Source organism: Brevibacillus sp. B_LB10_24 (assembly GCF_046036945.1).
Classification (GTDB): Bacteria; Bacillota; Bacilli; order Brevibacillales; family Brevibacillaceae; genus Brevibacillus_C.
Genome location: NZ_JBJQOQ010000011.1, coordinates 70,289 through 93,252 on the forward strand (window position 1 = coordinate 70,289; position 22,964 = coordinate 93,252).

At 49.2% G+C, this 22,964-nt stretch carries 24 protein-coding genes; 20 read left to right on the forward strand and 4 right to left on the reverse strand.

Features of this window, described 5'->3' with window-relative positions; translation table 11 throughout:
* The first annotated feature begins 125 nt into the window (after positions 1-125).
* On the forward strand, positions 126-1,244 hold the full coding sequence (locus ACI7RC_RS12430) for a response regulator (RefSeq protein WP_408108564.1): 1,119 nt from the start codon (positions 126-128) through the stop codon (positions 1,242-1,244).
* A gap of 145 nt (positions 1,245-1,389) precedes the next feature.
* Entirely contained in the window at positions 1,390-1,758 is a 369-nt protein-coding gene (locus ACI7RC_RS12435; RefSeq protein WP_408108565.1) for a response regulator, read from the forward strand.
* Positions 1,759-1,827: 69 nt separating this feature from the next.
* Here the strand turns inward: ACI7RC_RS12435 and ACI7RC_RS12440 are convergent, their stop codons facing one another.
* Both ACI7RC_RS12440 and pdxR read right to left on the reverse strand, forming a co-directional pair.
* Positions 1,828-1,965 carry a hypothetical protein gene (locus ACI7RC_RS12440; RefSeq protein ID WP_408108566.1) on the reverse strand — a complete coding sequence of 46 codons (138 nt, stop codon included), beginning with the start codon at positions 1,963-1,965 and terminating at the stop codon, positions 1,828-1,830.
* A gap of 32 nt (positions 1,966-1,997) precedes the next feature.
* Positions 1,998-3,377 (reverse strand): MocR-like pyridoxine biosynthesis transcription factor PdxR, encoded by a 1,380-nt coding sequence (gene pdxR, locus ACI7RC_RS12445; RefSeq protein WP_408108567.1) that lies wholly within the window; start codon positions 3,375-3,377, stop codon positions 1,998-2,000.
* Between the two features lie 99 nt (positions 3,378-3,476).
* Between pdxR and ACI7RC_RS12450 the strand changes: the two genes are divergently transcribed.
* From ACI7RC_RS12450 to ACI7RC_RS12475, 6 genes are all read left to right on the forward strand, one after another.
* Positions 3,477-4,109 (forward strand): FMN-binding negative transcriptional regulator, encoded by a 633-nt coding sequence (locus ACI7RC_RS12450; RefSeq protein WP_408108568.1) that lies wholly within the window; start codon positions 3,477-3,479, stop codon positions 4,107-4,109.
* A 154-nt stretch (positions 4,110-4,263) separates the two neighbouring features.
* The gene (locus ACI7RC_RS12455) at positions 4,264-4,902 is read left to right on the forward strand and encodes a LysE family translocator (protein WP_408108569.1); all 639 of its coding nucleotides are present in this window, start codon (positions 4,264-4,266) and stop codon (positions 4,900-4,902) included.
* Positions 4,903-4,937: 35 nt separating this feature from the next.
* On the forward strand, positions 4,938-5,648 hold the full coding sequence (locus ACI7RC_RS12460) for a B3/B4 domain-containing protein (RefSeq protein WP_408108570.1): 711 nt from the start codon (positions 4,938-4,940) through the stop codon (positions 5,646-5,648).
* A 315-nt stretch (positions 5,649-5,963) separates the two neighbouring features.
* Positions 5,964-6,536, forward strand: a complete 573-nt coding sequence (locus tag ACI7RC_RS12465; RefSeq protein WP_408108571.1) for a bifunctional transcriptional activator/DNA repair enzyme AdaA — start codon at positions 5,964-5,966, stop codon at positions 6,534-6,536.
* 52 nt (positions 6,537-6,588) lie between these two features.
* Positions 6,589-7,140: a methylated-DNA--[protein]-cysteine S-methyltransferase gene (locus tag ACI7RC_RS12470; RefSeq protein WP_408108572.1), complete on the forward strand. Its 552-nt coding sequence runs from the start codon at positions 6,589-6,591 to the stop codon at positions 7,138-7,140.
* Positions 7,121-8,047 (forward strand): DNA-3-methyladenine glycosylase family protein, encoded by a 927-nt coding sequence (locus ACI7RC_RS12475; protein WP_408108573.1) that lies wholly within the window; start codon positions 7,121-7,123, stop codon positions 8,045-8,047. The genes ACI7RC_RS12470 and ACI7RC_RS12475 overlap by 20 nt, the downstream gene beginning before the upstream one ends.
* Positions 8,048-8,228: 181 nt before the next feature.
* On the opposite strand, the gene ACI7RC_RS12480 is transcribed toward ACI7RC_RS12475, so the two are convergent.
* The gene (locus tag ACI7RC_RS12480; RefSeq protein ID WP_408108574.1) at positions 8,229-8,726 is read right to left on the reverse strand and encodes a DinB family protein; all 498 of its coding nucleotides are present in this window, start codon (positions 8,724-8,726) and stop codon (positions 8,229-8,231) included.
* 198 nt (positions 8,727-8,924) lie between these two features.
* Here ACI7RC_RS12480 and ACI7RC_RS12485 point away from each other — a divergent pair, with 198 nt between their 5' ends.
* From ACI7RC_RS12485 to ACI7RC_RS12500, 4 genes are read left to right on the forward strand one after another with little or no spacing between them, the layout of a single operon-like run.
* On the forward strand, positions 8,925-9,350 hold the full coding sequence (locus tag ACI7RC_RS12485) for a DMT family transporter (RefSeq protein ID WP_408108575.1): 426 nt from the start codon (positions 8,925-8,927) through the stop codon (positions 9,348-9,350).
* Positions 9,351-9,400: 50 nt separating this feature from the next.
* Positions 9,401-10,099 carry a Crp/Fnr family transcriptional regulator gene (locus ACI7RC_RS12490; RefSeq protein ID WP_408108576.1) on the forward strand — a complete coding sequence of 233 codons (699 nt, stop codon included), beginning with the start codon at positions 9,401-9,403 and terminating at the stop codon, positions 10,097-10,099.
* A 54-nt stretch (positions 10,100-10,153) separates the two neighbouring features.
* On the forward strand, positions 10,154-10,657 hold the full coding sequence (locus ACI7RC_RS12495) for a DMT family transporter (RefSeq protein WP_408108577.1): 504 nt from the start codon (positions 10,154-10,156) through the stop codon (positions 10,655-10,657).
* Complete coding sequence (locus ACI7RC_RS12500; RefSeq protein WP_408108578.1) at positions 10,654-11,349, forward strand: YjjG family noncanonical pyrimidine nucleotidase; 696 nt, start codon at positions 10,654-10,656, stop codon at positions 11,347-11,349. Before ACI7RC_RS12495 ends, ACI7RC_RS12500 begins: the two co-directional genes overlap by 4 nt.
* 78 nt (positions 11,350-11,427) lie before the next feature.
* On the opposite strand, the gene ACI7RC_RS12505 is transcribed toward ACI7RC_RS12500, so the two are convergent.
* Complete coding sequence (locus ACI7RC_RS12505; protein ID WP_408108579.1) at positions 11,428-12,585, reverse strand: stalk domain-containing protein; 1,158 nt, start codon at positions 12,583-12,585, stop codon at positions 11,428-11,430.
* Positions 12,586-12,875: 290 nt separating this feature from the next.
* On the opposite strand from ACI7RC_RS12505, the gene ACI7RC_RS12510 reads away from it, so the two are divergent.
* The 8 genes from ACI7RC_RS12510 to ACI7RC_RS12545 all read left to right on the forward strand — a co-directional run bounded on the left by ACI7RC_RS12510 (position 12,876) and on the right by ACI7RC_RS12545 (position 22,900).
* Complete coding sequence (locus ACI7RC_RS12510) at positions 12,876-15,095, forward strand: hypothetical protein (RefSeq protein WP_408108580.1); 2,220 nt, start codon at positions 12,876-12,878, stop codon at positions 15,093-15,095.
* A gap of 88 nt (positions 15,096-15,183) precedes the next feature.
* On the forward strand, positions 15,184-16,356 hold the full coding sequence (locus ACI7RC_RS12515; RefSeq protein WP_408108581.1) for a HEAT repeat domain-containing protein: 1,173 nt from the start codon (positions 15,184-15,186) through the stop codon (positions 16,354-16,356).
* Between the two features lie 68 nt (positions 16,357-16,424).
* On the forward strand, positions 16,425-17,822 hold the full coding sequence (locus ACI7RC_RS12520; RefSeq protein WP_408108634.1) for a glycosyltransferase family 2 protein: 1,398 nt from the start codon (positions 16,425-16,427) through the stop codon (positions 17,820-17,822).
* A gap of 27 nt (positions 17,823-17,849) precedes the next feature.
* A complete protein-coding gene (locus ACI7RC_RS12525) occupies positions 17,850-18,662 on the forward strand; it encodes a response regulator transcription factor (RefSeq protein WP_408108582.1) in 813 nt (270 codons plus the stop codon).
* Complete coding sequence (locus ACI7RC_RS12530) at positions 18,659-20,038, forward strand: nucleotide sugar dehydrogenase (RefSeq protein WP_408108583.1); 1,380 nt, start codon at positions 18,659-18,661, stop codon at positions 20,036-20,038. The genes ACI7RC_RS12525 and ACI7RC_RS12530 overlap by 4 nt, the downstream gene beginning before the upstream one ends.
* A 230-nt stretch (positions 20,039-20,268) precedes the next feature.
* Complete coding sequence (locus ACI7RC_RS12535; RefSeq protein ID WP_408108584.1) at positions 20,269-21,057, forward strand: hypothetical protein; 789 nt, start codon at positions 20,269-20,271, stop codon at positions 21,055-21,057.
* A 150-nt stretch (positions 21,058-21,207) separates the two neighbouring features.
* Positions 21,208-21,663: a MarR family winged helix-turn-helix transcriptional regulator gene (locus ACI7RC_RS12540; protein WP_408108585.1), complete on the forward strand. Its 456-nt coding sequence runs from the start codon at positions 21,208-21,210 to the stop codon at positions 21,661-21,663.
* Between the two features lie 40 nt (positions 21,664-21,703).
* Complete coding sequence (locus ACI7RC_RS12545) at positions 21,704-22,900, forward strand: MFS transporter (protein ID WP_408108586.1); 1,197 nt, start codon at positions 21,704-21,706, stop codon at positions 22,898-22,900.
* The last annotated feature ends 64 nt before the right edge of the window (positions 22,901-22,964 follow it).

The window sequence follows — 22,964 nt, forward strand, 5'->3', positions numbered from 1 at the left end:
CAAATCGAATAAAACAAGAAAAGTCAGAAACGTTCTCATCTGCCAAAAAGCGAATACACCCCCCGATTCGCATGGGTTTCCCAAAAACAGGAGAGAAATGTAGATTGGAGTGAAGTCAGCTGAAGGTGCTGCTTATCGATGATGAACGTTTATCGCTGCAGTTCATGGAAAAAATGCTTCAGGATGTGGAAGGGCTGCAGCTTATGGGAAAATACCAGGATCCCCGGCAGGCCCTCGACGATCTCCCTCGGTTCAAACCCGACGTTGTCTTCTTGGATGTAGAAATGCCTGAAATGGACGGGATTGAAGCGGCAGAAGAAATTCTTAGGCGCTCGCCCGATACCGATATAGTGTTTGTCACTGCCTACGAGGAGTACGCGGTGAAGGCGTTTGAGTTGAACGCGCTTGATTATGTCTTAAAGCCCGTCCAGCGCGAGCGGATGCTAAAAACTTTGATGAGGATAAAAAAAGAAAAAGAGACGAGCAAGAACAGTACCGCCTCAGGCAAATTGCAAAGGATTCACTGTTTTCAATCGCTCAAAATCGAAGTCTCCGGCAGGAGTCCCGAAACGATCCGTTGGCGTACATCAAAAGCCCAGGAACTATTTTCCTACCTGGTTCACCGGCGGGGGCAGCCCGTGCGGAAGGATTATTTGCTGGAACTTCTCTGGGCCGATGTGGAGTGGAAAAAAGGGTACTCCCAGTTATATACAACCGTGTATCAAATCCGCAAAACCCTTGACCAGCTCGGAATCGGATTGAAAATCATCAACTGTGAAAATGGGTATCGGCTGGATATAAGCGAGATCGGCATTGATGTGGACGAATGGGAAAGCAGTATGCGAAGACTCCCGCCGATAGCGAGCAAGAGCCTCGACGAACATTTGGCTCTGATCGAGCGCTACCGGGGTGATTATTTTGCCGATTACGACTACCTTTGGGCCGAGAGTGAACGGCAGCGGCTGCGTACGGACTGGTACAACCACGCTGAAAAAGTCGGCAACTACCTTGCCGCCAATGGTGAGCATACAAGGGCGATCGCCCTCTACCTGCGCATGCAGCAGATCCAACCCCATCTGGAAGAAATTTACTTCCGTTTGATGAAGCTGTTCGATACGATTGGTGACCGGGAAGCGGTAGAAGGGCAGTATAACCGCCTGACGGCGATGCTGCGGGATGAGTTTGATCTGGTTCCGCGGGCGGACATAAGAGAATGGTTCAGCCAGTGGATGAGTATCAGGTAAGTATCAGAATGGAACGGAGAGAGCGCAGAGCCTCTCTCTTTTTTTGTTCAGAAATTGTTGAGAGGACCTCTATAAAATAAGAAAGGTTAGGGGAAAATCAATGGCTGCGATTTTGCAGAAAAGATAGGAGAGAAAAGACAATCAAATGAACAGCATGATGATCGTTGATGATGCGGCATTTGCGCGGCTCATGCTTCGCCACTTGTTTGAATCTATGGGTTTTGAGATAATCGCCGAAGCGGACACAGGGGAAGAAGCGGTACGAATGTACCGTTTATATCGGCCAGCATTGGTCCTGATGGACATATCCATGCCTGGGATGGACGGTTTGGCCGCTTCAGAAAAAATCATTGAATTTGACCGTGATGCCAAGATCATCGTTTGTTCTGCCGTCGTCCATCGCGAGACTGTCATCAAGGCTATCCGTGCAGGCGCGCTCGACTTTATCGCAAAACCCCTGCAAAGGGACCGAGTTGTCATGTCCGTCCAGAGTATCATGGGGATGGGGGAGTGAGCGGACAGATTTCTCGCTCGCTGTGAATCCCGCTTCCGTGATATATAATGAAGCTGCAAGGATCTTTGTTCAGCCTTGCAGCTCTCCTTTGAAGACGGATATCGACTGGTAAGTGCCGCCTGCGATTTGAAAATCAGCCAAATCGTCAATGAATTGGTCACGGTAAGAATTGCCGTGCCAAAACAGATTCTTTCCGAATTGTTCCATTCATGATGAAAAACCAGCGCTTTGCTGGTTTTTTATGACCAAGCTTTTTTTAAGAGCTCCACACCAAGCTGAATTTCATCAAAAGAAAGATTACTAAACCCAAGTTTAATAATTGGCACATCAGAATTGTTTTTCACGAAGTAGAGTGAGGTGGGATACACTTTAACACCATAAGAAGAGGCACGCTCGATTAGCCATTCTTCTGAACGCTTCAAGTGTACTTTGACTAATAAGTATAAACCGGACTGCTCGCCAATAATGGAAATATTTTGCTCAAATTCTTTTCTTAATACGGTTACGAAGTGCTGCATTTTTCGTTTATAAACAAGCCGCATGCGTTTAATGTGGCGATTCCATTCTCCATCTTCCATAAATTTAGCCATGGCGAGTTGGCTAAGAATGGAAGTGGTACTTTCGAAATGAAGGAATTGTTGTTTATAACGATCTAAAAGAGGCTGCGGCAACACCATGTAACTTAAACGGATTCCCGGAAGAAAGCACTTTGAGAAATTCCCGAGATAAATCACTCTCGTTGAATCGATGGAAGCGAGGGCGGGAAATGGTTGTTGGGTATAGCGAAATTCACTGTCGTAATCGTCTTCGATAATATATCCTTGCCTCTTGTTTGCCCAATGGATAAGTGCATGCCTTTGTTGAATAGACATGCTTACCCCGTATGGACTGTGATGGGACGGGGCCACATAAATTAATCGTGATTTCATATGTTCTAAGTGTGAAAAATCAGCACCTGTCTCATAAACGGGTAACGTTTCAAGCGTAAAACGATTTAATTGAAAAGCTTCCCTAGCGCCATCATAACCAGGATCCTCCACAATCATGCTAGAAAAATCATGTTTCAGGACATGACCGAGATACACAAGCATTTGTTGGGTGCTACTTCCGATAATAATTGCATGTGGATCTGTTCTCACACCACGAGACTGGAGTATATATGCTGCGATTTGTTCGCGTAGGCACAATTCGCCAAAAGGTTCCCCGTATCGAAAGCTGTCCTTTACCGTTAATACTTGATTTGAAATCCTCCTCCACGTTTTTAAAGGGAAATGCGATTGATCGACGACGTCTGCGCGGAAATCGATGCGAACAGGTGGTACCGGCTCTGTTCGCTTGTGATGAGAAGAGCTGCGAGACTCTTGAAATAAAAGGGGCTCTAACTCATTTGCAAAATAACCTTTTCGGCCCTCTCCACGAATATACCCCTCAGCAACAAGTTGTTCATATGCCATTAAGGTTGTATTACGGCTTACATGTAAGGAATCTGCAAGTTGACGAATGGAGGGCAATGGCTCATCCGCCATGATGTCGCCTTGCTCAATAAAAGATTTGAATTTCTCGTAGATTTGTTTGTATTTAGGGGCGTTATCTTTAAAGGTGAAAATGGCATTTTTCATTTGCATTCCCTCTGACATGTATATTTGTTTGTTATTGTATCTTTTTTTATGTCAGTTTGCATAATACTATATTTTAAAGTTCAATGACGAGTTGAAAGGATGATGATTGTGTACATTCCTAAGCAATATCGTATGAATCATGATGAGGCAGTTCAAATGATGAAGTCTTATCCGTTTGCCTTATTGATTACTGTTGACGGTCATCGTCCATTGGCTACGCACATTCCGTTGGAAATTCGTGAAGATGAAGGGAAAATCTATGCGACTGGGCACATAGCATACGGAAACATGCAGAAGAAAACTTTGGACAATAACAGGGACGTGTTGCTTATTTTCCAAGGACCGCACGCTTACATTTCATCAAGTTGGTATGAGTGCGAAGAGGTTCCCACATGGGACTATCTCGCTGTACATGCGTATGGAACAGCACGCGTACTCACTTGGGATGAGCTGAAATCGGCTTTGGATTCTATGCTGAAACGCTATGAATCTCATCGAGAAAATGGTCGGCTCTGGGATACGTTTCATCCTGAGTTGCTTGAGAGCGAAATGAAAGGAATTGTTGGTTTTGAAGTTGAAATCACCTCCATGCAAGCTGCAGCCAAAATGAGCCAGAATCGCAACAACGCCGATTATAAATCCATTGTTGCAGAGCTTGAGAAATCAAATGAACAAGGGGAAGTTCAGGTTGCTCGGTGGATGCGTGAGCAACGGAAAGGGTTATTTACATGATCTGCCTTATTCTCGCTGACTTGTTCATGTTGTATGTAAACAAATTGCCTCCTTATGAAAGCGAACCTTACTAATAAAGTGTAGCCTTGCTTTCGCCAATCAAGGAGGAGACTAATGAAACCATGTGCAAAAATACTGTAAGGAGTTGCATTTTATGGGGTTTTCAACTATTTGGCTATTTGTCATTGCTGCTGTTACATTGTTAATCATACCTGGTCCAGCTGTGTTCTATATCATGGCAAGAAGTATAGATCAAGGAAAGAAAGCGGGCCTGGTATCCGTTCTTGGTGTATCTCTTGGTGGTTCTGTTCACGTTTTAGCTGGAGCAATTGGAGTTTCTGCGATCCTTATGACATCAGCAACCGCCTTTCATATCGTTAAATACCTGGGTGCTGTTTATCTTATCTATCTGGGGTGTAAGACTTTATTTTCTACATCTGATACAACGACTTCAAAAATGCCAACTGCCCCGCGCAAAAAATTACAAAAGATATTTTTCGAATCAGCACTCGTAGAAGTTATGAATCCGAAGACAGCACTCTTTTTTTTAGCCTTCTTTCCGCAATTCATATCGCCTTCTGCCGGATCAGTCACCGTACAATTTTTGCTTTTAGGAACGATTTTTATTATCCTAGCTTTTATTAGTGATGGTTTGTATGCAGTTCTTGCAGCAAGTATAAGAAAGCGGGTTGTGGGCAGTAGAGTGAGTTCAAAGTTACTGAATCGGATAACTGGTTATTTTTATATCGTTCTAGGGGTATTCTCCGCCTTTGCGAGCCCCTCTAAAACATAAGAGTAATGATGAAAAATGAAAGGGAGAGATATGTTATGCCTAGATTTCTCATTGAAGATGATTTTTGGTCGTTATTCCCTCATGCAAAAATAGGCACCGTTATTTGCCAGGGGATTGATAATTCAAAAAGGGACGTTGACATCTACGAGAAGCTGCTGCAGGAGGCAGAGAAAGAAGCACATAAATTCTTAAGTCTGGAGGAATTCAGCAGTAATCCAGTCATATCCGTTTGGCGAGAAGCTTTTCAGAAATTCAAGACAAAGAAAGGGGCAAGGTGCTCCATTGAAGCTTTGTTAAAGAGAGTGAAAAACGGCAATCATATCGGAACAATAAACCCGCTTGTTGACATCTATAATTCCATTTCCTTGCGTTATGGGCTTCCGTGTGGCGGAGAAGATATTGATACCTTTGTAGGCGATATTCGGCTAACGCAGGCAAATGGCAACGAACCGTTTATCCCGTTGGGAAGTGATGAAAATGCTTCGCCATATGAAGGTGAAATTGTTTATAAAGACGATGCCGGTGCCATATGCAGATGCTGGAATTGGCGTGAAGCTCAGAGGACGATGCTAACAGAAAAGACGAAAAATGCATTTCTCTGTATTGAATTAATCGATGAAACAAGAAGTGATGAATTTCATATGGCGCTAAAAGAATTGTCTGATTTAGTGTCCAATAATCTCGGTGGTATTGTGAAGATTGAAGTGTTAGATATGAATAATAGGGAAATGACAATCTTGGGTTAAGGTTAAATAGCGTAAAAAATGACGCCCTGTGAGTCGATATGGACAAAAATACGGTTTCGTCCCATTGAAAAAGCCGATTTTTCCTTTACATAGGAAAGGTTGGTTTTTTCATATGTTTTCCGCGTTTTGTTGGGGGGACTCCTGTGAGAAAAGCTGCGAATGCAGGCCAAAATAGACTCCCTTTACCTTTTCGCGGATTGCGTGAACTTAAGGAATGTCGAAAAGTTGCTGTCGTATGCAAGAATGCTTGGGATGACGCTGCTGCAGCGGTATACTGAGAACTATCAAATATCTCCTGACAAGGAGGGAGTACTCGTGAACGCGGAGTTGTTCGACAAGGTTTACGATTCGATTGTCAAGAAAGAGTCGACTTACGACGGGGTCTATTACACGGGAGTGAAAACGACGCGGATCGTCTGCCGGCCATCCTGCCGTGCCAAAACCCCCAAACGGGAAAATATCACGCTGTACACAAGTGTAAAGGCAGCCATCCGAGACGGATTCCGGCCATGCAAGCGCTGCAAACCGGAGACTCCCGGCGCTCTTGGCCCTGACGCGCAGTTGGCAGCGCAGACCGACGCTGTGATCGACGCTTGTTACGGCGAACGGGTGACGCTGCAGGCGATCGCACAGAAGCTGGCGATCAGTCCGTATCATCTGCAGCGTACCTATAAACGGGTAACCGGGCTGACGCCAATGGAGCGGCTGCATCAGACGAGGCTGTCGGCAGCAAAGCGGCTGTTGGAAAACGGCAACCTGCCGATGTTTGAAGTGGCCGCCGCTGTCGGGTTTCGCAGCGCGTCCCATTTTGCCGTGTGGTTTCGCGGACAGACCGGGTTGTCGCCGTCGGCGTACCGCGAGGGGAATGTTGGCAATCGACAGGCATAAAGGTGACTCATTTGTCAGCATAGGACGTGACAAACGGAAAGGAAGGAATTCGGTGAGAACACAATTGTTGTGGACAAGGCTGGAGCTTGACGGACGGAACTGGCTGATCATGGCGACGGAGGGCGGCGTGTGCCGGATCGTTTTTCCTCATGAAGGGCTGGAAGATTGGCGGGGCTGGGCAAAACGGGTTGCGCCGGATGCCGAGCCGAAGGAAGATATGGCGGCAGTGCAGCGAACGGGCGTGATTGATCGATTGCGGGCCTATTTTGCGGGAGAACGGGTTTCGTTCAAGGAAGTGCCTCTCGATCTGATCGGCACGCCGTTCCAGCAGCAGGTGTGGACTGCGCTTGGGAACGTGCCGTACGGGGAAACCCGAACGTACCGCGACATTGCGGAGGCAGTCGGAAGGCCGAAGGCAGTGCGGGCCGTCGGTGCGGCGAACGGCGCCAATCCGGTTCCGGTACTGCTGCCGTGCCACCGGATTATCGGCGCCGACCGCAAGCTGACAGGATTTCGCGGCGGTCTTGAGATGAAGCGCAGGCTGCTCGGGCTAGAGGGCATCGAAGGCGTGGAGGATGGCGGACATGAGCGCTTCCGGTTTTGAGCTGGCAGTAGACCAGCCATTTTGCTTTGAACGGTGCCTTGGGTATATGACAAGATCTCCGCTTGAGAGCTTGTACGAAGTTCGCGAGGGGAAGATTATCAGGCTGGTAGCGGCGGGTAATGAGGCTGAGAAGGGAACCGCCCCCGGCCGCGGATTGCTGCTGGAAATATCCTGCCCGGATGATCAGGCGCTGCAGGTACGTTTCCTGCAAGGCGAGCCGGGCAGCGAGAGCGAATTGGAGGCTGTGAAGCGCTATTTACGCGATTGGTTTGATCTGGACCGCGATCTGGAGCCTTGGCGGAAGCTGACTGCAGGAGATCCGGTGCTTCGCGTATTAGGCGAGCGGTTTTACGGACTTCGGATCATCGGCATACCGGACTTGTTCGAGGCGCTCTGCTGGGCAATCGTCGGCCAGCAGGTCAACCTCGCCTTCGCCTATAAGCTCAAGGCAAGGCTTGCCGAGGCATTCGGCGAAAGCACGCTCTGGGAAGGCCGGACGTACCGGCGCTTTCCGGAGCCTGCTGCGCTCGTCGGCGTCGATGCGGCTGAACTGCAGGCACTGCAGCTCACACGTGCAAAGGCGGCGGCCATACTCGAGACCGCCGCCCTGATGAGCCGCGGGGAGCTGTCTCGTGACAAGCTGCTTGCGCTTGGCGACTTTGATGCCGCTGAGCGCGAGCTGGTGCGGATCCGCGGCATCGGGCCATGGACCGCGCATTATGTGCGAATGCGCTGCCTTCGCGATCCGCGGGCGTTTCCCATCGGCGATGTGGGCCTGCAGAATGCCGTCCGCGAATGGTTCGGCATGAACCGCAAGCCAACGCCATCCGAGCTGCAGGAATTGTTTGCGAGTTGGGCCGGTTGGGAGGCATACGCGACATTTTATTTATGGCGCAGCTTGTATTAGGCAGGCTGACAGTCTCATGCTGTCGGCAACCGATACGCAGATTTAGAGCGGATTGCCGCCTAGCGGGAAAAGCAAGTCATTTGCGCTATGCCTGGCGACAAAAAAGCATTCGTCCCGAAAAAATAGTCGCAGAGTACCGGCGGTCAAGCCGATTCCCTGCGACTTTTCGGCGCGTTCTAGTTTATTTGCCTTCCTCGTCAGCCGAGGGACCGTAGAGGCCCGGCACCGGAATATCGAGAAGCCGCAAATAAACCCCGAGCTGTGCCCGGTGGTGGACCATGTGGCTTAATCCGAAGGTGCGAAGCGCGATCGCCCGCGGTTGGCTCAGGATGATATGGTCGCCGTTCCGCAAGGTCCATTCCTCGCCGAGCGTTTTTTCGTCGCATTCAGCTAACAGCTTTTCAAGCTTGACGACGTTTGCGTCGAATTCCTCCAGCACGTCTTCGCGTCTTTCCAAAGGTTCCCTCCGAAGCGGCACGGTCGAAAGATCGAATTCCGGGTAAAGAAAAATCGCAACTAGCCATTTCAGCAGGTTGATCAGGTGCGTGGCCAGCCCGCCCAAAGTCATCGATTTCTCGTGCGGCTTCCACGTCATATGCTCCTCGGGCAAGCGTTCCAGGATGCGGCGCGTAGTGGCCAGCTCATGCATGGCGTCTCCGACGATCAGTTGTTTCACCATAGCTTCCCTCTCCTCCCTTATATGGCTAGCATACTATAAACCCGGTCGTGTGGAAATACTTGTCACAGTCGTTCGGCATCGGATGACGGCATACAGATGGATGACTGTTTTCCCTTTAAAAGGACATATGTCCTACCCTGCCTATTTGCATCCGTCATTTAATAAATAGAGAAATGGACGACAATGGGGAGTGCAAATATGAGCGGAATTATTTTTGCATTGCTGGGCGGGGCCTTCATAACCCTGCAAGGAGTGGCCAATGCCCGGATTAGTCAAGATATCGGCACCTGGCAAACGGCGACGATTACCCAGTTAACCGGATTCATCGCATCATTCGCGATCCTGATGCTTATTCGGGACCGATCATGGCATGGGTTTGCACAAGTCAAACCGTTGTATTTGACGGGCGGAGCTCTGGCCGCAGTCATTATTTTCAGCAATGTCACGGCAATTCAGCAAAACGGTGTTACACTAACAATAGCGGCACTCTTGATTGCCCAGCTGGGCCTGACTTTTCTCATCGACAGCAAAGGTTGGTTTGGCGTAGAAAAGCAGGAGATGAGGCTGCCGCAGTTCCTCGGCATCGGATTGATGACAGCAGGTGTGGTGATCCTGAGTTTGTAACTGCATGACCATTCCCGAGGACAGATGTGAACCAGAGGTGAACCCAAGCCATGAAAGAAATCAAGGATCGCGAACAATTGAAGCAATACATGCAGGCAAACCATCTCGAATCCGTCTTTCCGGAACAAATCATCCCCCATTTATCGCTGTACGGCTTTGCGCAAGAAGAGCTCATCTGCTCCCAAGGAGAGCCTTTACAGTACCTGTACGTACTGGTGAAGGGAAAGATTAAAATCTATACCACCTCGCCGGAGGGCAAGACGCTCATTCTCTCTTTTAAGACACCTCTTGAGGTGATCGGGGATATCGAATACGTCCGCGGGATTGACTTCATCAATACGGTCGAGGCCGTTTCATCTGTCTTGATGATCGGGGTCCATCACCGCTGGTTGAAAAAATACGGAAGCGAATATGCGCCGCTGCTGACATTTTTGCTGGACATTATCACGCAAAAATTTCACAGCAAATCCAATTCGCTGAGCTTCAATTTACTGTATCCGGTAGAAGTGCGGCTGGCAAGTTACCTGTTATCTGTCTCCTTTGACGAATCCGATTCCCTCTATACCGGTCAAGTCAGCACAGTCAGTCTGACGGATACGGCCAACCTGCTGGGAACGAGCTATCGGCATCTGAACCGGGTCATCAAACAATTCTGTGCAGAGGGACTGATCGAACGGAGCAAAGGGTTCATTCTAGTGAAAGACAGGGAAGGATTGCGTACGTTGGCAGGACATAACATCTACGAATAACTCATTGCCTAGGGCCTTGGGAAAAAACAGCAAATGGGGGGGAAGGGGAAAGCCATGATTCTAGGAGTTTTCTTGGCGCTAGTCGCAGGTTCGCTGGTCAGCTTGCAAAACATCTTCAACAGCAAGGTGAATCAGCACGCGGGATCTTGGGCCACAACGACGCTGGTATTAGGCATGGGGTTCCTGGCTTCGCTGGCTGCAGGTCTCATCTTTGAAGGGAAGCAGCTTTTTCTCTTGGAAAAGATGAAAACTTGGTACTGGTTCAGCGGATTGATCGGCGTCGGTGTCGTCACCTGTCTGGTGCAGGCAATGAGACGATTGTCTGCTACGTATGCCATATCGATCGTCTTGACATCACAGCTGGGTTTTGCTTTATTGTGGGACTCACTCGGCTGGTTTGGGCTGAAGCAGGTCCCTTTTACGTGTAAACAGCTGGTCGGTGTGCTGGTCATCGTCTGCGGCATTCTTGTATTTAAATTCGGCGGCAGGCGGGGGAACCAGGCCATGCCAAGCTTCGATCCCGGAGCACAAAACGCAAAAATGGAGAGATCATGTTGAAAAAATATCAGACGCTATTCTTCGATGTAGATGACACCCTGCTGGATTTTAGAGCGGCGGAAAACACAGCGCTTCGCCTGCTGCTGGAAGGTCAAAATATTCCCTTTACCCAAGAGACAAAATCCCGTTATCAACAGATCAATCAAGGTCTCTGGAGGGCCTTTGAGGAAGGAAAGATAGACCAGGAGGCGGTGTTGAATACGCGCTTTTCCACCTTATTGAAGGAATATGGCCTCGAGGTGGACGGGGCCCTGCTGGATGCGCAGTACCGCAGCTATTTGGAAGAGGGGCACCAGCTTATACCAGGTGCCTTTAAATTAATAGCAGACCTGCACGGGACATTTGAATTATACATTGTGACGAACGGCGTTTCCCGGATGCAGGATAGACGCTTGCGGGATTCCGGATTGTTTCCACTGTTCAAGCAGATCTTCGTCTCCGAGGATACCGGCTATCAAAAGCCCATGAAGGAATTTTTTGATTTTGTTTTTGCACGAGTCCCGGATTTCTCACCGGAACGAGGATTAATCATCGGGGATTCCCTTCACTCGGATATCAAAGGCGGACAGCTTGCCGGCATCGATACCTGCTGGTTCAATCCGGAACGAAAAGAAAATGACACGGAAGTGGTGCCGACATACGAAATCCAGAAGCTTGATGAACTGTATTCCATTTTAGCCGTGAATGCCTGAACCGATAAAAAAACCTCTCAACTCCTCTATGGCGAATCTCGCTAGGAGGTTGAGAGGTTTTGCACGTTTTCAATCAGATTACTTGCCCCGTTTTTGCGTGGCGATCGTCAAACCGTCGATCGTATTCACCGGCAGGATTTTATCCCTTCCCAAGTCGTTTACATACTCGAGTATCTGCTCCAGCAGTTCCGGTTTGATCTCATACAGATCGCCGGCATCCGGATCGATCCCGTGAAGCATGATGATACACCACTTTTTATTTTTCACGGCCTCATCGATGCGCAATTTGATCTGGTCGAACGTCATTTCATTCGTTACCGCAATAGCCGTATGCAGCCAATAAGGATCGTCCGGCGGAAGGTTGTTCTGCTGATGCTCGAAGACGCGGACGGCTTTGTAATACTTCTTGGCAACTTCCCGTACCCGATTATCGTAATCGGAAAACGGAATGGAGAGGGAGTCTACCTTTGGAACGATGCCCAAGAGGATTTCCTTGCTTTTCGCCAATTCAAATTCGAGATCGCCGTCGTTATTGCTGGTTAGCGGGTCGTAATGCGAATAGGCATGGGAACCGATCTCCACGCCTCTGTCGTAGGCATCTTTTATTTGGGAGGCTTCGAGGAATTCGGTATTGGCTCCGTCCTTTATCCTCCCGGCGATCACATTCAGCGTAGCCGGCATCCCGAATTTTTCATGCAGCGGCAGGGCGCGATCATAGAACGAGTCCAACCCGTCGTCATACGAGAATGTAATCATCCCTTGGCCGTGAAAATCGCTTGCGGCAGGGTTGACGATCCGGTTAGCAATCCAGACGGTGTGTTTGGCTTCGTTCCACTCGACCGTAGAACCCAATTCTTCGGCAATCGTCCGGACCGGAACCATCGTTCTTCCGCCGATGATGGCAGGAGAAACATCTGATTTCACTTCTTTGCCGTTGATCACCAATTTTATCTCATTCGTGTCATTTGCATATGTATTGGCGACGTTTGCTTTTTGGTTCCCTTTCGTGATAAACACCGTTTTTTTCTCTTCATCCCATTTGACAGAAGCCCCTAAATGCTCTGCTACTGTACGGACAGGAGCGAGGGCTCTACCCTTGACCATTTGCAGCGGAATATCTGTCTGGACGGCTTGTCCGTTAATCAACAGTCTAATATCGGAGCCGGCGGCAGCAGAAACCCCAGTCCCTGACAACATGACGAATCCTGCAAGAAGTGTCGAGGTTATCTTTTTCATTGCTCCTCCAATCACATCATGTAAAGATAGTATTTTTAACGCCATTATAAAATATCGCAAACTAACGGACAATGTATATTTTTTCTATCTCTCTATTCACAAGGTTCTATTCTATTAGAGAGGTGTGATGAAAATTGTAAATTCTAACAGCATACCCATAAATCGTGCACAGACAAACATGAATGAATAACGTAATATACCGAGTATATTGAGCGCACTATATCCTTTGCACGCAAGAGGATACTGATCTGTCAGAAAGCTTGCATGTCACCGAAAGGATAGATGAAAACATGTTCAAAAGCCGCCTTGCCAAGCTTGGACTTGCTGTAGTGATCCTGGCTGCCATTGGCGTCTATTGGCTATGGCCGCCAACAGCAAAAGTGGAAAGTGCAGAAATTCGTCCAGGCGTTCAGGTGAAATTTAAAGCAAATGGCTCACAAATGGAAGAGTATGCCAATCAGTCGTGGAAACCCTATTTTGCCAAAGGAGTAAACATGGGAGCGACGATCCCCGGACACTTTCCGGGAGAACTGGCGATTTCAAACGACGACTACGAACACTGGTTTGAAATGATCCAGGAGATGGGGGCAAATGTCATCCGCGTCTACACCATCTTGAAACCGGAGTTTTACGAGAGTCTGGTCCGCTACAATGCCAAGCACCAGGATCATCCGCTCTTCTTTATTCAAGGGGTGTGGAGTCCGGAAGAAGAGCTGATCGCGGGCAGAGACGCCTTCAATCCTGCACTGAAGGAAAGGTTCTCAAAAGAGATCGAAAACGCCGTAGAAGCGGTGTACGGCAACGCAGACATCCCGCCCGTGGAACATTCGGGTAAAGCAAGCGGGAAGTACGCCTTTAATGCCGGCCCTTACCTCATGGGCTGGATCATTGGCACGGAATGGGACCCCTTTATGGTAAGAGATACGAACAAAAAACATGCCGACGTTCCCGATTACAAAGGAACGTACTTCCAAAGCAAGCCAGGAGCTAGTCCGTTCGAAAAATGGCTGGCGGAAATGGTTGACGTGACGGCTCAAACAGAGGCCAAACAAGGCTGGCAGCATCCGATCGCCTTTTCCAACTGGGTGACGACCGATCCGCTGGAGCATCCGGGGGAACCGCTGGTAGCGGAAGACATGGTGAGCGTTGATCCGACTCACATTGAACCTGTCAATTGGGATGCAGGATATTTCGCTTCCTACCACGTTTATCCCTACTATCCCGATTTCTTTACTTATGATAAGTCATTCCAGACGATGAAAAATGATCGGGGAGAGGCAGACAGCTACAAAACCTATCTCCAAAAGCTGAAAGACTATCACAAGGACATTCCCGTGATGATTACGGAATACGGCGTGCCGTCTTCCCAGGGTATCGCCCACATGGGGATGCTGGGCCGCAATCAGGGCGGTCATGACGAGCGCGAACAAGGGGAGATGGATGCAGACATGTTCCGGCAAATCCACGATGCTGGGTACTCCGGCGCCATCCTCTTTACCTGGCAGGACGAATGGTTTAAAAAGACCTGGAATACGATGCGCTACGATATTCCGGACCGCCGCGCATACTGGTACAACGCCCTGACCAACGAATCCTTCTTCGGCGTTCTCGGCATGTTCCCAAGCAAGGATGACAAAATTCACATCGATGGGGACGCCTCCGATTGGGACAAGCTTGGTGATGGCGACAAGCAAAAAATCGACGAAAAGATCGACGGGATCGATGAACTCTGGGTATCGCACGATGAGGGCTATCTCTACCTCATGGCGAAGCTGTCCCAACCGTTCGACCCTGCAAAACAGGCGCTCTACTTCGGAATGGACACCTTGCCGGGCGGAAATCGCCATGCGCCCCAGCTCAACGGAAAGACCTTGGATGAGGGCCTGGAAACCCTGCTGGAGCTCTCAGATGAGAAGCAGGCCAGGATGTTGGTTGCTTCCAACTACGATGTCCATACGCGTTCGTACAAAGAAACGGCGGATCCGAAGTTTGACAGCAAGGAACTGCAAGATGACTCCGGTATCTTTAAGCCATGGAAACTGGTGGTCAATTACCTGCTGGAGTATCCGGATGCCCGTTCGTCCCACCCGTTCAAAGACGTAGAGGTAGGCAATCTGCTCCGGGGTAACAGCAATCCACAAGCGCCGGATTACAATTCCAAAGCGATGTGGCAGGCGAAGGGAAATGTACTGGAGGTTCGCATCCCGTGGATGCTGCTTGGCTTTAGCGACCCCAGTTCGCTGCGCGTGATCAATTACGATCAAACCGACGGCAAGCAATTTGTATCGACCAAGGTGCAGGGGATTCGCATCGTCCCTTGGATCGTGGATAAGGCTGCCAAAAAGGTGATCGGTTTGGAAGGGAACGCGCCGTATCCGGTATCCAAACTGCCGCTTTACACATGGAAGAGCTGGGAAGACAAGGATGTCAAATACGTCGAGCGGCCCAAACAGAGCTACTACATCATGCAGAAGGCCATGCGTGATGTGGATCAACCCGTGAAGAAATAACCGCGTTCGGGCTTGACGCAACAACAGGCTGCGGCAAGCTCGAGCACCTGTCCTTTTACAGGTGGGAATGAAGGAAGGAGTTCGTTGTGTGATTAACTCAACCAGCATCGCGATCAACCTCTTGTATGTTCTCATTGCATGCAACGCGATTTTTATCGTCGTGGTCTACGCAATGAAGCTGAAGGAAGTGAAGACGAAACGGGCATCCGACCAATTCCAGATCAAATTCAAAGACTATCTGATATACATCCAGGCCCATCTTCACGGTGAAGAGCGGCTGCGCTTGCCCAATATCCCGATGAGTCAGGCCGAACGGGGCTTTTTACAAGACTGGCTCAACGATCTGATCGAGTCCTTTACCGATGCAAAGCAGCGGCAAAAGTTAACGCTTCTTTGCGAAGACTTGGGACTGATCGAATACCACATGCAGCGCCTCGGCGGCGGTTCCTATCGGGAAAAGGTAGATGCTGCCTATCATCTGGGGTGTATGAGAGTGGAAGAGGCGGTACCGCTGCTGCTCAAAATGCTGCGCCAGCACAAGCACGATTCATCGCTCTTTGTCATCGCTCGCGCTGTGGCAAAATGCGCCCGCGATGAGCACGATGTCAAACAAATGGTTCGCAGCCTGCTCAAACACGAGAAGGGATTCTACGATCTGTTGGTAGACATTATCCAGGAGTCCGATATCGATCAATATGCCCTTTTTGCCGAATTTGTCCAGGAAGAACACCCGACCCTGATCATGATCGGTTTAACCGGTTTGAGAGAGTACAGCAGCCCTGGGGTTGCGTCTGCCGCCTACCGGTTGATCGACCATGAACGGGAAGAGATCCAGGTACGAGCAGTGGAATTGTATCTCAACTCTTCCCATCTGTTCCCGAAAAATGTCGTAGACAAGCTGCTTCGCCATGCGAATGGAGAAATCCGCCTCTTGACGATTCAAGCATTGGCGACGCTGCGAAATGAAACCTATGTAAACGCGCTGAAAGAGGCGCTGAAGGATGAGGACAAACGTGTGGTGTACGCCAGTGCGATCGCCTTAATCCATCTCGGTCAAACAGGAATCGCTGCGCTTTGTACCGGCGCTGTGGCGTACCGAGGGCAGGCACAAGGTAAATGGATCCAAGCGATTATCGAGGAAGAGATCAAGCAATTATCGACCGAGCCCCATGATTTGGACAAACTGACACGCTATAATGCGCTGTTGTACGCCTACGAAAAGACTCTCGGCAAAAAGAACCGAATCTATCGTGTCGTGTAGTTCATAGGAGGACGGCAAACATGAAGTTCATCGAGTATTACCTGCAAACAGATTCATGGCTCCATTTTCTGCGCGAGTTCCTGCTCGGGTACGGTTATTTTGCCATGTACTACGTCGTTGTCATTACTTTCCTCTATTACCTGATTTTTGCTCTGTCGATTCGGCAGACGTTCCCGCTCAAAAGAGGAATTCAGTACAACCGCATCAAGAAATTGTCGGGCTCCAAGCATCTCCCACCGGTATCCCTGTTAGTGCCCGCATACAACGAGGAGCTTACGATCATCGAAAACGTCCGATCCCTCTTGGCCCTCAACTATCCGAAATACGAAGTCATCGTCATCAACGACGGTTCGAAGGATAATACCTTCCAGGTGATGATCGATGAATTCAACTTGGAAAAGATCAATCCGATCATGGCCGATCACATCCAAACAGAGAAGGTGAGAGGGATCTACTACAACCCGGAATACCCGACTCTGTACTTCATCGACAAGGAAAATGGCGGAAAGGCAGACTCGTTGAACGCAGGCATTAACCTGTCCCACTATCCTTTGATCTCCACGATCGATGCGGATTCCCTGCTGGAAAAGGATGCCTTGACGCGAATCGCCAGAGTCTATTTGGAAAATCCCGAAGATACCGTGGCAGTGGGGGGAAATGTGCGAATCGTAAACAGCTGCACGGTGGAAGATGGAATTGTAAAAAATGTAAGGTTCCCTAAAAAATTGCTTCCCGCTCTGCAAAACGTGGAATACATCAAAGCGTTCCTGGGCGGGCGGATCGGTTGGAGCGCCATGAACGGCCTGATCATCGTATCGGGCGCTTTCGGGGTTTTCCAAAAGGATAAAATCATCGCCGTCAAAGGCTACCGCGGCGGATATCCCGGCGAGGACATGAATATCGTCATCAAGCTGCACCGCTACTGCCTGGAGAACAAGATCCCGTATCGCGTCGCTTTTTGTCCGGACGCAGTGTGCTGGACACAAGCCCCAGATACGTACCGCATTCTCAGCAGCCAGCGGAAACGGTGGGGCCGCGGAAATCTGAAGAACATGATCGAGGAAGGAATCCACATGGTGTTCCGGCCGAAGTACAAGATCTTCGGCATGCTGACGCTGCCTTACAACATTCTCTTTGAAACGTTAAATCCATACGTTCGCATAACCGGGCTGCTCGCCATTCTCGGGTATTGGCTGTTGAACATGACCGATTGGAAAACGCTGGTGCTCTTCGCCCTGGTAAACTTCTTTTCCTGTTTCATCCTTAGTCTTGGCGCCCTGTTTATCGAGGAATCCGCCTTTAGCCGCTATCCCAGACTTAGCGATCTGAACAAAATGCTGCTGTATTCCTTCCTGATGTTCCTGGGGTATCGGCAAATCGGGGTGCTGTGGAGATTCCTCGGCCACATCGACTATCTGCGCAACAACAATACCTGGGGGACGATGGTCAGAACCAAGTTTAAATAAATAACCATATGAAAAGGAGTGGACAGCATGGCGGTTTTCATTCAGGACAGGCATGGTGAATTGGCCCAGCAGCTTTTGCAGATGACCCATGTGACCCGCGATCGTCACCAACCGTGCGGCGTGATCCTGGCTCCATCTGCCAACATCAATCAACAGACGCTGGATCAGTTGGAATCCTTCGTGAACAAGAGCGAAACCGAGCTTGCAGCCAAATACCTGTTCGACGATCACAACATGGTCTTTGCGATGATTTTGGAGGAGCGCAAATTTGCCGCGACCCACTATACGTCTTTAATCGTCAAAGACTTCCTCGAAAGCCGCGGCCTTCTTCAAGGACAACTAATCGTGGCCAGTTTTCCCGAATGCGGCGAACCGTCCGAGAGTACGGTATCGCAATTAATCGAGCTGGCTGCCAAGGCGCGAGGGGAAGAAAAGGAGATTCGTCTGTTCGTCGAGCAGTCAGCCCATCAAGGAATTTCTTCCATCCTAATCGTGGACACGGACGAGGTGGTTCGCGAGTTCGTCAGACTGCATCTGGAACTGGAAGGATACAAAGTGTATGAGGCCAAGGATGGCGCTGAAGCGCTGGCGATCTATTCGGAAGCGGTGCCTGATCTGGTCATTACGGAATTAAATCTGCCGATCGTAGACGGTTATCAATTGATTGACAAGATCACGAAGGCCAGCGCAAACAAAGGGAAGGTGATCGTCCTGACAGGCAAGCAGCTGGCCGATCATCTCAACCGCTCGTTTGAGCTGGGAGCCATCGACTTTGTTACAAAGCCCTTTTCAATCTCCGAACTTCAGTGGAGGATCAAAAAACTAGGTGACTGGAGATGAAGCAGATGAAGAAGACAAATCATTATCACGCATTGCAAGAAAAACTGCAGAATAAAACAGGAAAGATCGGGGTCATCGGACTTGGTTATGTCGGCCTGCCGCTGGCCATGGAGATGGTAAAGGGAGGCTTCACCTTATACGGAATCGATTTGGATCAGCGGAAAGTGGAGTCCCTCTTGGGCGGCAAGTCATACATTCAAGACGTTCCCGACACAGCTGTTGCCGATGCTGTCCGTTCCGGCCAGTTCATTCCGACGACAGATTACCGTCTGATTCAGGAGCTTGATGCGATCAGCATTTGTGTGCCGACTCCGCTCAATGAAAATCAGGATCCGGATACCTCCTACATCAAGAGTGTCGTGAGCGAAATCAAAAAGTATCTGAAAAAAGGCACCTTGATCATACTAGAAAGCACAACCTATCCGGGAACAACGGAGGAACTGATCCAATTGCCGCTGGAGGAGCAAGGTTTTACCGCAGGTGTCGACTTCTTCATCTGTTTCTCGCCGGAACGTGTCGATCCGGGCAACCGCAGCTTCAACACGTACAACACGCCGAAGGTGATTGGCGGTACGACAGAAGCGTGCAGGGAACTGGGTGTGCTTCTCTACAGCAATGTCGTCAAAACAGTGGTTCCCGTTTCTTCTACTAAGGTGGCAGAAATGTCCAAGCTGCTGGAAAATACGTTCAGGAGCATCAATATCGCCTTCGTGAACGAATTGGCGATGATGTGCGACAAGATGGGGATCGATGTATGGGAGGTCATCCGGGCCGCTTCTACCAAGCCTTTTGGATTTATGCCTTTCTATCCAGGTCCCGGTATCGGAGGGCACTGCATTCCGCTTGATCCGATGTACCTCTCCTGGAAGGCAAAAGAATTCCGCTTCTACAGCAAGTTTATCGAGCTGGCCCAATCGATCAATGACAACATGCCGGAATACGTGTTGCATTGCGCGGCACAAGTACTTAATATTTACGCTAAGTCCATCCGCAATTCCAAGGTGCTGATTCTGGGCATGGCGTATAAGCCGGATATTGATGATCTTCGCGAGTCTCCGGCCCTGGAAATCTATGAGTTGTTCAAGGATAGCGGAGCCAAGGTGCAGTTTTACGATCCGTATGCCACCTCTTTCCGGGATGCGCAGGGAAATGTGGTACACTCGGTCAAATACGATCGCTGTGCATTTGCGGGCTATGATTGCATGGTCCTGGTCACCAACCATCACAGCTTCGATTATGAGGATTTAGCCCATTTAGGCGTACCGATCATCGATACGCGCAACGCATTTGCCGATATCAAGTCTGACAACATCTACAAATTAGGGACGGGCATCTCCAAAAACGAAAGAAAAGTAAAAGTGTATGTAGGGGCATAAACCCATAAGCCGGGTACTGTAAACTGCAGCTCCCTTGCTGCGTACAACTCTACAAAGAAGGGGGTAATCGTATCAAACAGCGATTGCAACGGTTTTTTCCGCGTAAGATGCGGCTGTTTTGGACGGGCTGCTGTGTCGTTGCTGTCATCTTAACAGCGCTTCTCATCGCGTATTTCGCACAAAGCTCTCCTGCATATAAAGGGACCTGGATCTGGGATACGCGTACGATTATGAGCGATCGGGAAGAAATCCTTGCCTTCTCTAAACAAAATGACGTGACAAATATTTACTTGTATGTCGACCGCCAGAATGTACCTGCGAAAGAATATGCTCGTTTTATCAAAGCGGCCAGTAATCAGGGGATACAAGTAGAGGCGCTTGCGGGCGATCCCTCTTGGGGACTGAAGAGCAGCCGCCCGTATATTCAGGAATTTATCGAGTGGGTGGAAAGCTACAATCGGAATGTAGACGAGGATGAGCGGTTTTCCGGCATTCATCTGGACATCGAGCCATACCTCCTGCCGGAATGGAAGAGCGACCAGGATCATACGCTGGAGGAATGGCTGTCTAACATGGAGTACATCGCCCGAGAAGTACAGGCGCCTGAGCCGTTGGCAGTCTCGTTCGATCTTCCGTTTTGGGCCAACAAAATTGAAATTCCCGGTTACCAAGACTATTACCTGAGCACGTGGATCCTGAAGCGGTTCAATACCCTTGTTCTGATGGACTACCGGGACACGGCCCTGGGCGATGACGGGATCGTCGCCAATGCGCTCGAAACGGTGAAGGAGGCGACTTCCCTGGGGAAATCAGTGATCGTCGGCGTCGATATTTCCGAGAGCAGGGAAAGCAAGAAAACCACATTCTATGAAGAAGGCTCCCGCAAAATGGAAGCAGAGCTGGCCATAACCAAAGACCAGCTGGGAAAATACGATGGGTTTGGCGGGATAGCGGTCCATGGTTTTCCGGCCTGGATGTCCGCTTATCAAAAGGAAAATACGGCGCCAAAAGGATCGTAATCGTCGAGTTTGGCAGCGGCAGCTGGGGACCGTGACCTATGAAAGTCCGGGGCTGCCGCTGCTTTATTGTGGCAGAACTTGATTGACAACAGATTCAATTTGGCATATAGTTAAGTTAACTTAACTAAACTAAATTTCAGGAGGACTGACATGCTTGCGGAATATCGCAGAGTGGTGAACGAATTACACGATACCATTCACGATTATTACATGATCTATAACAAAGGCGCTAAAAAAATAGATGAGTATAATCTGACTGTTCAACAAGAGAACATGATGCTCTTCATCATGCGAAATCAGCGGATTACGGCAAACGAGATCGCACTGAAATTCTCCATATCCAAAAGCGCCGTTAGCCAGGTATTGGCAAAGCTGGAAGAAAGGGATTTTATCGTGCGTGAAAGCAATCCGAACAACCGGCGTGAAGCTCTCATCACACTTGGGGAAGAGGGGAAGAAATTCGCCGATTTGATCGACAAGGCAGATGAAGATTTTGTCCAAAAATACTGCTCTCGGATCGGTATCGAAGATCTGAAGCAAGTGGTTGACACGATGAAAAAAATCAACGGGGCTATCGCGGATTCCGAAGAAAAGAAGAAAAGGTAGTCGATAGTCTCGTTTCAATTCATATGATTGGGGAAATAACATGTTTACCGTCAACAAAGAAAAGATCTCCTTAGGTTTGGTTTTGTTTAATTTGTTCATTGCATACGTAGGAATTGGTCTTGCCGTCCCTGTCATGCCGTCCATTGCAAAAGAAATGCACTTGAGCGGTGAAGCAGTGGGAATTTTGATTTCTGCGTTTGCCTTTGCGCAGCTTTTGGCATCTCCGATGACCGGTGTCTGGGTGGATACCGTCGGCAGAAAGAAAATGATTGTGTTCGGGCTGTTGCTTTTTGCTTTTTCGGAGCTTTTATTCGGAGTAGGAAATCAGGTATGGATTCTGTTTCTTTCCAGGATACTGGGAGGTGTGAGTGACGCGTTTATCATGCCGGCCGTTATCACGTATATAGCGGACAGAACATCATTGGACAACCGGGCAAAAGTGCTGGGATATCAAGCTGCTGCCATCAGTTCCGGGTTCATCATCGGTCCTGGTCTGGGCGGGTTTATCGCCGAGCTCGGGATACGTGCGCCGTTCTTTTTCGCAGCAGGGTTTGCCTTCATCGCCGCTTTCATATCCTTGCTCGTTCTGCAAGAACCTTTATCGAAGGAACAGCTTCAGAAAAATAGAACCGGGAAAATGAGGACAAGCTTTTTGCAAGAAATGAAAAAATCATTCCATTCCATCTATTTTGTCCCGCTGATGATCGTCTTTGTCTTATCTTTTGGAATCGCGGCTTATGAAATGATGTTCAGCCTTTTTGTCGATGCGAAGTTCGGGTTTACGTCCAAAGATATCGCGGTGATTATCACTGTAGGTTCCATTGCCGGGGTGGTTGCACAAATTGCGTTCTTTGAGAGGCTGGTAGAGAAGATTGGCGAAAAACGGTTGATCCATGGCACGCTGATCTTGGCCGCTGTTTTCATTCTCGTCACGGTCTTTGTCAGCAGCTATTGGGGGATGATGGCTGTGACGTGTATCGTATTTTTCGCTTGCGATGTACTTCGCCCTGCCGTGACGACATTCCTCTCCAAATTGGCGGGTGATAATCAAGGATTTGTGGCAGGAATGAATTCGACCTATACAAGTCTTGGCATTATCGTCGGACCTGCCGTCGGCGGCGTCCTGTTCGACGTGAATATTCACGCTCCGTATCTATTTGCCGCAATCGTCCTGTTTGCTGCTTTTGCGATGTCCGTATTATGGAAAGGCAAAGCAAGCAGCGCAGCAATAAAATAGCCTTTGCAGATTGGCGATAGTATCCTACCCTTAGAAGGTTTGATGATCCTTCTGTATACGTTTC